Here is a 12,442-nt window from a genome sequence, read left to right on the forward strand (position 1 = left end):
AATAAATAATCATATCAAGAATGAATAATATTTAGTATTTCCATCAGTATCCATTACCTCAATAGTAACAGATCCGGCATTAGCATCTTCTATATTTATAGTAAATATTTCATTCATAGAATCTAACATACCATCATCAGGAACAATATATTTCCATTCCCCTGTTATAGTAGAATATCTTACTGTTTTTATGAAAGATAATTTATCTTCTACTCTGAAAGTAATTTTTCTATTTGCACCGCTTGCTTCCGCATTAAAATCTAAAACTTCCGGAGGATCATTATCATATTTCACATTAAATACTTCCAAAGTTTTAGTTTTAGCAATGCTTATAGGATTATCATAACTGTCGCTTGCTGTTATTCTAAAATCGTAAATACCAGAAGGAAGTAAATAAGATTCAAATTTAAAATATGATGTTGATAAATTGTCAGCTAATTTTCTATAATTTTTCTCACCTTTTAATCTATATTCCAAATTATATGTAAGTTTATCGCCATTAGGATCAGTTCCTTTCCAATAAATCATAGCTTCATTTTCTTCTAATTGAGGACTTTTAGCTGTTTCAGAAGAATCATTTTGCTGAAGATAACGAGTAGTAAGCCCTCCGTTTATTACTTCAGGAGGAAGATTATTTTCAACATAACTAAAATCCATAGAATTAAGTACAGGGGTAGTATTTGTATCAGAAGTTGTCATTGTAACTTTAAACTGCATAAATCTTCCGTCCGGAGCATCTATCTTACCATCATCACCTACCGCATTAAAGCTGCTCCAAGTATTATCAACTCTTGCTACATTTCCTGTTCTAACTTCAATAGATATAGAAGAACCGTTTGGAATAGTTGATATATCACTCAAACTTCCTAATTTACTCAAAAGTTTTAAATCTAATGAATCGCTTGTGAAAGTACCCTGATTAGGATAAGTATGTTTCACTCTGTATATTTCACCTGTCTTTGATATAGCAAAATAAAGTCCGTCATCAGAAACGGCAAATGTTGAAAGTATTTTATTTTTTAAACCGCCTATATATGATAAAAGTCCGTCATTTCCTCCGATTTTATATATATCAGCAGTATCTCCTGTAACAAAATATATATTATTATTATTATCGCTGCTTAATGCCAAAACCAATGTCTGATTCAAGAAAAATAATCTTTGAACTGTGCCGTTAGTATCAGCTTTATATAAAGAGTTTCTGAATTCCTTTTCGCTTTCGTCAGGTCTTTTATCTCCGTCTATTATGGAAGGAAGCAGCAAATAAGCAGGCTGTCTTGTAGAAGTTCCGAAATATAAATTGCCTATATTATCCATAGTTATAGCATAAACTTCATTTTCAGCTGTATCATAAAGTACATTGTATGAAGGATTTTCCAAATTTGTAGATAAATCAACAACTAATACAAGTCCCCTTCCGGCAGTTCCTATATAAAGTTTGTTATTTTTATCATCATATAATAAAGACATAGCATGCTGCTCATCTGTTTTTAATATTTCTTTAATATCACCGTCAGAAGTTATTCTCAATAGCTTGGCATTATTTCCTCCGGCTGCAGCAAATAAATTTCCTTTATCATCAAATTTCATATCCCATATATAAGTATCATTTAAAGTTTTTCTCCAAAGTTCATTTCCCTGACTGTCATATTTTATTATTTTTGCATAAGGACCTGTAGAGGCATATACATTTCCTTCATTATCAGTAATAACTGCAGTAAAAGCATTTTCATTTTTCTCTGAAGCAAATAAAGAAAAGTTAGTATCATCAGCAGTTCTTTTATAAAGTTCAGCACCGCTTCCGCTAATAGCCGCAAACATACTTCCATCATTAGCAGTATACATTTTCCATATATCTTTACCAGCAATTACTCCATTCTGTTCTATTATAGGAGCTAAAGTTAAACTGCCCTGTTCTGTAAGCATTATTCCATCATAAACACCATTATCATAAAATCCTCTTTTAGTGCTTGATAATGTTCTAGTAACAACCCCAAAAACATTAGCAGAAGATAATATTAATATCAGCTGCAAAGCAATTATAATCTTAGTGATTTTCATATTTTATATCCCCTTCTATTCTTATATCTATTTTTTATCATAAACATTTCATCAATAAAAATCATGAAAATTTAACGATTTTCATATTTTCTAGCACCTTCTATTATTATATCCAATTTCATCAATCCTAGTATAGAACTATCCATTTGATAATTTCCATTAATAGGAGTAATAACTGCAGCTTTATCAGATGTAGCATTCTTAGCCATTGTACCATATTTAGAAGGAGGAAGCGTAGGATATAAATCCTTGCCTATTTGAACTCCTCTTGATGAAGAATAAAGCCATACTTTTAAGGCACTGTCATCATAGCTTTTTCCATATATACGCTGAACATCATCTAAACTTCTTATTTCATATTTACTAGGCATAAATAACTGCTCAGCATAATTAAATATATATTCATTAGCAGCATATATAGTATAAACATCCGTTTTCAAATTAACAGGAAGTCTTACAGGTATATCTACATATTGCTTTTCTTTGCCGTAAGGAGTATATCCCAATCTTAAATGTATAGTTTCTCCGGCAACTGCTCTAGGCTCTACCAAAGTTATATCGTTCAAAAAAACATATTCAAGATTGCTTCTTTTTATAGATAGTTTTACAGATTTGATGCCTACCCTATTAAAGTTATTATAAATAAAGAAATCTATAGGAGCTATTAATTGTTTTATAGCAGCTTTGAATGCATCTGTAGAAGAATAATCCAATATTTTATCAGTTACTTTATAAGGCTCTTCAAAATAATCAGTTTCTATTTCATAACTTATACTGAATACTCCCTCTTCAGCTCCGCCTGCCGCAGAACTTACAGCACTGTATATTGACATAGAAAGTATCTCTGTAAAATAGGTAGGATCATTTAATACTCTGAAATTAAAATCTCTAGTAAGGAAAGTCTGATCTTCTATTTCTACTTTTACAGGAACCATTACATTTTCAGGAACTTCTCCATAAACACCAGAAACTCCAAAAGCCCCATCATAAACAGTATATCCTAAATAGTTGGAATAAGCATATCCTAGTTTGAATGAAGAATCTACTGAAGCCACTATATGATTAATATATGCTCTTGACACGGGTGCTCTCAATCTTCCCTTAGACCACATAGAATGCCCAAAAAGAAGGAATTTTTCATCATCTGTATGAGAAACAGTACCAATACCAGCTAAAGAGATATCTCCGTCAGCCAATACTATAGCAACTGAATCCCCAAATAAAAATTTACTTGCCTGATTTGTATCAGAGACAGAACCGCCTGCCTGCATAGGATAAAAACCGCCCTTTTTAAAAGAAGAAGAATATTCATTAAAAGCCTTACTGCTTATACCTGAAAACATTAAAGGAGTTTGAAGCGAATTATCATCTGCAAATCCTAAAAGCGGTGCTTTAGCATTAGTATCTTCATATAGTTTATACATTTCTTCTATAGGCGTAACTCCGGCTATCGGATCCTTAGCATAGTTCCATCCAAAAGCCAATGCTCCGGCTATTCTCCCATTAAAATATATAGGAGAACCGCTCATACCAGCAACAGTTCCTGAATGATCTAAATCAAGACCTTCGCATTGTATAAGTATAGCATCACTATTATGCCATCTCTTTCTTAAAATAGATAATACTTTCACTTTAAACGGCTGCACATTTGTACCATGTATAACTGTGTAGCCTACTCCTTCCATTCCTTCATAAATTTCGCTTATAGGTATAACTTCAGGATTTTCCGGAGGATTAGGAGGTAATTCTTCATTTGTCTGTGAAAATAAATTGAATGTAAATATAAATAATAATGTAAAAATAAAGATTAATTTTTTTCTCATAGTTCCCATCATATTGTGAAATTATTTATTTGAATTTAATAAAAAAACTATATTTTATTATAAATAGTAAAATAATAATACATTAATTTTCGATTATATACAAGCATAATTATTAAATAAATTTTCCTTGACAAATAATATATATATATTAATATTATAGTAAATAGGCATACAAAAGAGGTTTATAAAAGTGGTAGAAGCAAAGATACTTAATTTAGCTATTACAGATAAAGGTTTTGTAGTTATTTTGAAGCCGGAGAAATCTGATAAGGTTGTACCTATATCAATAGCATATTTAGAGGCTCAGTCTATAATGTCCAGCCTTATAGGATATAAAATAGAAAGACCTCTCACTCATGATATAATATACAATATATTTCAAAACTGTAATATAAGATTGATAAATGTAATAATTGATAATGTGCATACAGATACTTTCTTTGCTAAATTAGTCATAGAACATAATGCTAAAAATATATTTATCGATTCAAGACCTTCCGATGCTATAGCACTTTCTCTTAAATCAAAAGCACCTATATTTATAGAAGAACATGTTATAGAAAAAGCAGGAATACTATTAGAAGAAAATGATAATTTAATGAAAGTAAAAGAAGGAATACCTTTTACTTATCAGAAATTTGAAAGAGATGAGCTTAGAGAAAAAAACGGTGAAAATATATTTGTAAAAAAAGAACCGGAAGAAATTAATAATACGGATAATCAGCAATTAAATATAAAAAATAATAAAAAAAATAAAGAAGAATTACAGAAATTGCTGGATCAGGCAGTAAAAGAAGAAAGATATGAAGATGCTGCTAAATATAGAGATGAACTTGATAATTTGACAGAATAAAATAAAATTTTGTTTTCTATATTACTTATATTTTTTATATATTATATAGTAAGTAATAGAATTTATAGAGGATATATGAAACACTGTATTAAAATAATTTTATTTTTAATATTATTTAGTTATTCAGTAGTATATTCAAAGCCATCTGATAAAATAAGATTTGAAGCAGACGAACTTACAGAACTAGAATATGATTTCTTTACAAAAGTAGATAATGGAGAAACTAATGATTTAGAACTTCATTATGACGGATTCATAATAGCTTCAGGAATTACTGATAAAGATGAATTTGTATTCTACAGAGAAAAATTAAATAATATAAGAGATTTTGCTAAAAAAGAATTATCTTCATATACTGAAGAAGGAGCATATTCTTTTGGTAAAAGGCTTTTAAATTGGCTATACACAAGCGGAACATTAAAGCAATATTTTGAAACTTCTACCCTATTTCAGGATTTAATATATAAAGGTGAATATAACTGCTTAAGTTCAAGTATATTATACTCGCTTCTATACAAAGAATTTGGATTTGAGGTTACAGGCGTGCTTACTTCAAGTCATTCATTTTGTACAATATATGCAGATGATAAAGCGGTGGATGTTGAAACTACTCTATCAAGAGGATTCGATCCGGGACAAAAAGAAATAAGAAATACAGGAAACTCTACAATAGTTACTTTCGTGCCTCAAGGAAATTATAGAGATAGAAATAATGTAGATATACTCACATTAATAGCAACATTATATCCTAACTCTATTTCATTAAAAAAAATAGAAAAAGATCTTGAAAAACAATTAGTAATGGCAAAAAAAGCATATTATCTTTCACCTAATACAAAGATGTACAATGATAATTTAGTGAATGCTTATAATAGATTGGCTTTAGATTATCTAAGTAAAAATAACTTTGAAGCTGCTTATAGAACATTAGAAGAAGCATATACTTTCGATTCTAATAACCCTATGACAAAAAATAATAAAATACACTATTATAACACAATAGGCACATCTTATTTAAGTAAGAAAGATTTTCCTAATGCTATAGAAACATATAAAATAGGAATATCTGATATAGGAGAAGGTGCTGATGTATTAAAAAGAAATCTTAAAGTTTCGTATTATAATTATGCTGTTACTGAATATAATCAAAGAAGATATAATAATGCAAGTATTATATCAGAAGAAGCTTTGAAATTATTCCCTAATGATAGAGATTTTATAAGATTATTGTCATCTATACCGAAATAATATAAAAATAATTCCGAATATATTGTATGAGATTTTATTTTACGATAATAATATTTATTCTTATAGCTAGTTCGTATAGTTTTGCACAAAGTAATTATAATCTTAATATAAAATTTAGAGTAATTGAAAAATTTGATAAAATCGTATCATCTGATAATAAAGAATATGTATTCTATATAGATGCCAATTATATTTTTAGCGATGAAGGTAAAAATATATACAGCAATAATATATACAATATTCAAAATACATTAAATGATTTAGAAAGAAAAGAAAAAGAAGCAAAAACTCAATCAGAAAAAAATTCTATAAATCAAAATATCAGAATATACAAAGCATTACTAGCCTACAATAGTCCGCCTAAAAAATTTATAAGCCTATTAATAAATAGACAAATACATCAATATATATCTAAATATCCATCAAGCTATATAGATGATATGATGCAAAATAATTTACAGGCTTTCTATGATGATATAAGAAATAATATAGTATACAATGAAAAATATACAGGAATATTTACTTCTATAAAATTCCTTACAAAAGATAAATTCAAATATTATACAGGAAGAACATAAATTATAAATTAAATTTTGATTTTACATTTTCAATATTATATCTTGCAGTACCGCCTTTTAGCTGAATCATCTCCTCAGACACACTTGAAGCAAATTTCAATACATTATTAATATCAAGTCCCCTCAATATAGCATAGCTCAAAGCAGCACAAAATGAATCCCCAGCCCCAACAGTATCAACAACATCTATTTTATTAGAAGTATTAAAAATATACTCATTATTATATAATACACTAGCACCAGATGCACCAAGTGTAAGAAATATATAATCAATATCAAAATCTTTACTGATAGCTTTAAGCAATGTTTCATTATCATTTTGTAAAGATGGATAAAAAATACCTTTTATCACAGATAGCTCATCATCATTAATCTTTAAGATATTTATAAACTCTAAAGATTCTTTTATCTTTTCTTTAGTGTAATAATTTTTTCTGAATGTTACATCGCATACTTTATATTTAGCATTAATGTTTTTAAATATATTTTTTAATGTACTATAAGATTTATCACTTCTTTGAGATAGTATATTAAAGTAAAATAAATCATAATTTTCTTTCAAAGAATTTTCTATATCTGCATTATATTCTATATGATCCCAAGCAGCATTTTCATGTATTATATAATCAGGTACTTTATTTTCATTAAGAAAAACAGTAGCTTTTCCTGTTTCATAATCTTTTGATATCTGTATTAAAGATTTATATATATTCTCATTATCAATAAAAGATAAAGCATCTTTAGAATAATCATCATCACCCAAAGCGGTTATAAATTTCAGTTTGTCATCTTTATTTAAAAGCCTTGAAAGCTGAAGAGAATAATTAAAAGGAGCCCCTCCTATCACTGAAACATTATCATAAACATCATATAAAAGTTCTCCAAAAGTAAGTATATTTAACATAAACAAGCTCCTATTTATTATCTTGTTCTTTAATAGGTGCTTTTAATGATAATCTTATTATAGAATTATTAGTAACAGATGTACCAGACTGCGGTGAAAAATCAGTTACATATCCTTCGCCTTGTATCATTATCTTAGCATTATTATTTGATACTATATAAGATATACTATTTAAAGCATCTCTCAAAGAAAGCCCTGTCAAATTAGGCATAATGTCATTTGTAATATTATTTGCATGAGGCACTAAGCTTAAAAAATCATTAGTATTTATTGTATATATTTCTCCGTCAATAAGTCCCAAATAAGGTATAATCTGATTGGCTATTTTAGCAAACAGAGGAGCTGCTACCCTGCCCGCTCCCTGAGATCCCTGACCCTGAGGATCATCAAGCAATACCAGTATAGATATTTTAGGATCTTCTAAAGGGAAACCTCCTACAAATATAGATTGATAATACTTCTCAGGCTTTTCAGATTCATTATCTCTATAAACTTCAGTTATTGCAGTACCTGTTTTTCCAACAACATCTATATTAAGCAGATTAGCTCTATGCCCTGTAGAACCAGATTCAACACCTTTTCTAAGTAAAACTCTGGCTATTTGGGAATACTGTTCATCTATTATTCTAGTCTTTTTTAAATTATTTGTTGCACTAATTTTTTCTATGCCGTCATAAAATGAATCAACAACATGCATAGGTACTTTCCAGCCTCCATTCAAAAGAGGTAAATAAGAAGCAGCTATCTGCATAGGAGTAACACTCAAATCATAACCTATTGCTAGATAGCCTTTTGAAAATCTATGCCATTTATTTAAAGAGTGATATATTCCGCTCCATTCATTTTTATAAGGTCCGACCCCTGTAGGCTCTCCAAATCCAAATCTTTTTAAATAATCATAAAAAAACTGATTATCTATTCTTTCGGCTATAGTTACAATAGCAAAGTTGCAGCTGTATTTTAATATATCATTAAATGGTACATCTCCATGCGGATAATCGCAGTGTATTCTTGTCTGTCTGCTGTAATCATAATAACCTTTACAATGAAATATTTCATCACTATTGACTACTCCCTGCTCTATAGCAGCAAGTTCAGCAAATATTTTCATTGTACTTCCCGGATATATGGTACTCATTATACTTCTGTCCATTCTTTCATTATTAACATAAATAAAAGGATTATTCGGATCAAATGATGGATAAGAATAATTTGCAACTATCGCTCCGGTATTTACATCTGATACTATTACTGTAACAGATTGAGGAGATTTTTCAGCCACAGTTTTTAATACTTCATTTCTTACTATAGTCTGCACATCTCTATCTAAAGTCAATACTATATCTTTTGGATTATCATTCTCTGAAGAAAGAATTGCTTCATAGGTTGCCTCAAGTCCTGCATAGCCTTCTGTCTCTGTCCTATTCATATAACCTATAACATGAGCAAATACATCTTTATAAGGATAAAATCTTTTATAACTTTCTATGCCATAAATGCTTTTTACATTATATTTATCTTTTATTTCCTTTATTTTCTTATAGGAATCTAAATTAATGTTCTGAGCCAACATTATGGTTCTTCTCTTAGTATTTAACAATTCAGCAAATTTTTCTTTTGTAATGCCTATAATATTAAATATTTGAGAATAAGCTTCATTGATATCTGTTTTATCATTACCATCTAAAGAAACAGACTCAGTATCCAAATAAACAGTATATGCTGGGATATTTATTGTAAGAGGACGCATTTTCACATCATATATAGTTCCCCTTGGTCTATCAAGTCCGGATAATGATGATAAAGATTTTCTTTCTTTGATAGTTAAATTAAATAACTGAATAAATATTGCGATTGTTCCTATAAAAAAGCAAATAAGGAATAAATATAATCTTTTAACTCGACTGTCATTCATAGTTAGGAAAAATGAGGCGGCGAACGGATTTGAACCGATGATAAGAGTTTTGCAGACTCCTGCCTTACCACTTGGCGACGCCGCCATATTTTAGATGTCATTAATGATATACTAAAATTAATAAAAAGTCAATAGACATAATTTAAAAATAATAGATAATTATTATTCTTAATATATAAAAACAGTAAAATTATATATATTATTTTACAAAAGAAGCTATACAAAAAAATAGCTGACAACTTAATTTATAAGCTGTCAGCTATTAATTTACAGATTTACAAAATTATTCCTCTAAATAAGCATAGAAAAACTTATGGAATCCTAATGGATTATATACAACATCTCTCAATTTAGGATTAACAAGTAAAGGCTCTGTGAAGAAATAAAGAGGTATAGCACCCATATCTTCTTCTATAAGAATTCTCTCAGCTTCATGCATAGCTTTCATTCTTATATTGTTATCATCTGTAGACATAGCCTCACCTATAAGATCATCATATCTTTTATTGCTGTATCCGCCGTTATTTTGAGTATTATAGCTAGTAAATAAACTCATCATAGACATAGGATCACTGTAATCTGCAGACCAATAAAGTCTTCCTATCATAAAGTTTTTTTCAAGCAAAGTCTGACCTAATAATGCATTATCTATTTGAGTGATAGTAGAATCTATATTAAGATGCTCTTTCCACATTTGCTGTACTGCTTCAAATATACCTACATGATTACCTGGATCAGTTTTAAACTCTATTACAGGGAAACCTTCTCCATTAGGATATCCTGCTTCAGCCAAAAGCTGTTTAGCCATTTCTACATTATTAGAATATCCTTCTTTAGATATATCATAAAAATCCCCGCCATTAACTCTAAAATCTCCATCAACATCATTAACAGCATAAGGCACCCATCCGCCGGCAGGTTTTTGTCCGCCTTTAGTAACATTTTCTACTATATAGTTTCTGTCTATAGCTAAAGATAATGCTTTTCTTACTCTAGCATCTTTTAAATACTCATTAGTTACATTTATAGGATAATAATAAGTAGCTATAAGAGGCTTAATCTGTATTAAACCTTCTTCCATAAGTGTAGGTATATCCTGCTGAGGAGGTTCATAAGCCATATGTAAAGATCCATCTTTTATACCAGCAACCGCAGCAGCCCCATTTTGCATAAATACAAATGTTATTTTTTCAGCAACTATAGTGTCTGCATTCCAATAATTAGTATTTTTTATCATTATAATATTTTCATCAATATTGCGTTCAGACATAATATAAGGACCATTGCCTATATAAGTTTCAGGCTTCAAAGTCCAGTCGTCTCCGTATTGTTCTATTATATCTTTTCTTAGAGGGGCAAATGTAGGAAATGCAGCTACTTCCAAGAAATAAGCAGTAGGAGCTTCCAATTCCACAACCAAAGTATGATCATCAATAGCTTTTACTCCCAAGGAATCTACAGGCATTTCTCCTCTAGTAATAGCCATAGCATTTTTCACAGGTTCATGCTGATAACTGTATTCGCTTGCAACTTTAGGATCAACCTGTCTCTGCCAGCTATAAACAAAGTCTTCTGCTACAACAGGTTTTCCATCTGACCAAGTAGAATTAGTTCTTAGATAAAATGTATAAGTTTTTCCGTCTGGACTTATTTCCCACTTTTCAGCTACGCCCGGAACTACTTTATTATTTCTATCTCTTACGGTTAAACCCTCAAATACATGAGAAATATAAATTACTCCGTATATTTGAGCATTTAAACTAGGATCTATAGTCTTTGGTTCTACACTGAGATTAACAATAATTCCATCATTAGTACTTTTGCTTTTAGAACATGAGATTGATGATAGTATTATCAAAAATGCTAAGCTAATACTAATAATAGATGATAAAAATATCCTTTTAGTTTTCATAATAAACTCCATAAAATTAAACTATTTCTTTTTAATTAACTACCCTAAATAATAATTAATCAAAACTATGTAAAAATATTTTATATAATTTTCTAAACTTAGTCAATTAAAAAAAATAAAAAGTTATTATGAATTAAGATTTTGTTATTTGATTTATACATTTCCCTGTATTTTTGAATTCAAATATATTATCAATAGAAGTACTTACCATATTAAGTAATGCCTCATCAGTATAAAAAGCAAAATGAGGAGTTATTATAACATTATCCATTTTGAATAATTCCTCAATAATTTCATCTTTCAAAACAATATTTTTTATATCTTTATTAGCATATTCTATTTCATTAGTATATACATCTAAAGCAGCCCCTCCAATATGTCCGCTTTTTAAACCTTCAAGTAAATCTTTGTTATTAACTATACCGCCTCTGCTTACATTGATAATATAAACACCCTTTTTCATTTTATTTATAGAATCTTTGCAAACCATATTTTCAGTTTCTTTGTTTAACGGTATATGATAAATTATGGCATCACTATTTGCATATAATTCATCTAAACTCACATATTTTGCATAATTTTTTATTTCTTCTTTTTCTGTTCTTGAATATACAAATATGTTTTTAGGAAAAAATCCTTTAAGATGCTTTACAGTCAAAGAACCTATCCTTCCTGTACCTATAACACCAATATTTAAATTTCTAATCTCTTTTGCCACAAGTCCTGTTCTTATATAATTTCTATTATATCCATTAATAAGAACATTATTATAATTCTTAACAATAGAAAGCAATGATAGAACTGTAAACTCACTCACAGAATTAGGGGAATATGAAGGTACATTTGCTATTTTTATTCCTATTTTGTTGGCATAATTAATATCTATATTATCATAACCGACAGATCTTGTACTCATATATTTTACGCCGTATTCTTTCAATATATCAAAAACCTTATCAGTAATAATATCTCTTGCATTAAAAACTATAGAATCAAAACCTTTTGCATCTTCTACATTATCAATATTTAAATGATGTCTGTATAATGTGAATTTAGTATTATATTTTTCTTCCATTAATTTAAAAAATTCCGCTTCATCATCTAAAAACGAATATACAGCTATACTCATAATTTTTACCTTTTAATTT

9 protein-coding genes and 1 tRNA gene are annotated in these 12,442 nt (G+C 28.9%); 3 read left to right on the forward strand and 7 right to left on the reverse strand.

Annotated features, from left to right (window positions below):
* Window positions 1–9: 9 nt before the first annotated feature.
* Entirely contained in the window at window positions 10–2,061 is a 2,052-nt protein-coding gene (locus A966_RS11910; protein WP_008725948.1) for a ligand-binding sensor domain-containing protein, read from the reverse strand.
* A gap of 71 nt (window positions 2,062–2,132) precedes the next feature.
* The gene (locus A966_RS11915) at window positions 2,133–3,893 is read right to left on the reverse strand and encodes a SpoIVB peptidase S55 domain-containing protein (RefSeq protein ID WP_039955772.1); all 1,761 of its coding nucleotides are present in this window, start codon (window positions 3,891–3,893) and stop codon (window positions 2,133–2,135) included.
* Between the two features lie 181 nt (window positions 3,894–4,074).
* Between A966_RS11915 and A966_RS11920 the strand changes: the two genes are divergently transcribed.
* The 3 genes from A966_RS11920 to A966_RS11930 all read left to right on the forward strand — a co-directional run bounded on the left by A966_RS11920 (window position 4,075) and on the right by A966_RS11930 (window position 6,563).
* Window positions 4,075–4,737: a bifunctional nuclease family protein gene (locus tag A966_RS11920; protein ID WP_008725951.1), complete on the forward strand. Its 663-nt coding sequence runs from the start codon at window positions 4,075–4,077 to the stop codon at window positions 4,735–4,737.
* A 75-nt stretch (window positions 4,738–4,812) separates the two neighbouring features.
* Window positions 4,813–5,985 (forward strand): tetratricopeptide repeat protein, encoded by a 1,173-nt coding sequence (locus A966_RS11925; RefSeq protein ID WP_039955667.1) that lies wholly within the window; start codon window positions 4,813–4,815, stop codon window positions 5,983–5,985.
* Window positions 5,986–6,011: 26 nt separating this feature from the next.
* Window positions 6,012–6,563: a hypothetical protein gene (locus A966_RS11930; protein ID WP_008725956.1), complete on the forward strand. Its 552-nt coding sequence runs from the start codon at window positions 6,012–6,014 to the stop codon at window positions 6,561–6,563.
* Between the two features lies 1 nt (window position 6,564).
* Here A966_RS11930 and A966_RS11935 read toward each other — a convergent pair whose 3' ends face one another.
* The 5 genes from A966_RS11935 to A966_RS11955 all read right to left on the reverse strand — a co-directional run bounded on the left by A966_RS11935 (window position 6,565) and on the right by A966_RS11955 (window position 12,423).
* Window positions 6,565–7,467: a carbohydrate kinase family protein gene (locus A966_RS11935; RefSeq protein WP_008725958.1), complete on the reverse strand. Its 903-nt coding sequence runs from the start codon at window positions 7,465–7,467 to the stop codon at window positions 6,565–6,567.
* A gap of 10 nt (window positions 7,468–7,477) precedes the next feature.
* Window positions 7,478–9,382 (reverse strand): penicillin-binding protein, encoded by a 1,905-nt coding sequence (locus A966_RS11940; protein ID WP_039955669.1) that lies wholly within the window; start codon window positions 9,380–9,382, stop codon window positions 7,478–7,480.
* A gap of 14 nt (window positions 9,383–9,396) precedes the next feature.
* Window positions 9,397–9,467, reverse strand: a tRNA-Cys gene (locus A966_RS11945).
* 198 nt (window positions 9,468–9,665) lie between these two features.
* The gene (locus A966_RS11950) at window positions 9,666–11,294 is read right to left on the reverse strand and encodes a peptide ABC transporter substrate-binding protein (RefSeq protein WP_008725962.1); all 1,629 of its coding nucleotides are present in this window, start codon (window positions 11,292–11,294) and stop codon (window positions 9,666–9,668) included.
* Window positions 11,295–11,427: 133 nt separating this feature from the next.
* Window positions 11,428–12,423, reverse strand: a complete 996-nt coding sequence (locus A966_RS11955) for an NAD(P)-dependent oxidoreductase (RefSeq protein WP_008725964.1) — start codon at window positions 12,421–12,423, stop codon at window positions 11,428–11,430.
* Between the last annotated feature and the right edge of the window lie 19 nt (window positions 12,424–12,442).

Source organism: Brachyspira hampsonii 30446 (assembly GCF_000316195.1).
GTDB classification, from domain to species: domain Bacteria; phylum Spirochaetota; class Brachyspiria; order Brachyspirales; family Brachyspiraceae; genus Brachyspira; species Brachyspira hampsonii_C.

Bases quoted from the DNA above. Each gene is read 5' to 3' on its own strand.
- A966_RS11910 (WP_008725948.1), bottom strand. From the start codon at position 2,061: ATGAAAATCACTAAGATTATAATTGCTTTGCAGCTGATATTAATATTA.
- A966_RS11915 (WP_039955772.1), bottom strand. From the start codon at position 3,893: ATGGGAACTATGAGAAAAAAATTAATCTTTATTTTTACATTATTATTT.
- A966_RS11925 (WP_039955667.1), top strand. From the start codon at position 4,813: ATGAAACACTGTATTAAAATAATTTTATTTTTAATATTATTTAGTTAT.
- A966_RS11930 (WP_008725956.1), top strand. From the start codon at position 6,012: ATGAGATTTTATTTTACGATAATAATATTTATTCTTATAGCTAGTTCG.
- A966_RS11935 (WP_008725958.1), bottom strand. From the start codon at position 7,467: ATGTTAAATATACTTACTTTTGGAGAACTTTTATATGATGTTTATGAT.
- A966_RS11940 (WP_039955669.1), bottom strand. From the start codon at position 9,382: ATGAATGACAGTCGAGTTAAAAGATTATATTTATTCCTTATTTGCTTT.
- A966_RS11950 (WP_008725962.1), bottom strand. From the start codon at position 11,294: ATGAAAACTAAAAGGATATTTTTATCATCTATTATTAGTATTAGCTTA.
- A966_RS11955 (WP_008725964.1), bottom strand. From the start codon at position 12,423: ATGAGTATAGCTGTATATTCGTTTTTAGATGATGAAGCGGAATTTTTT.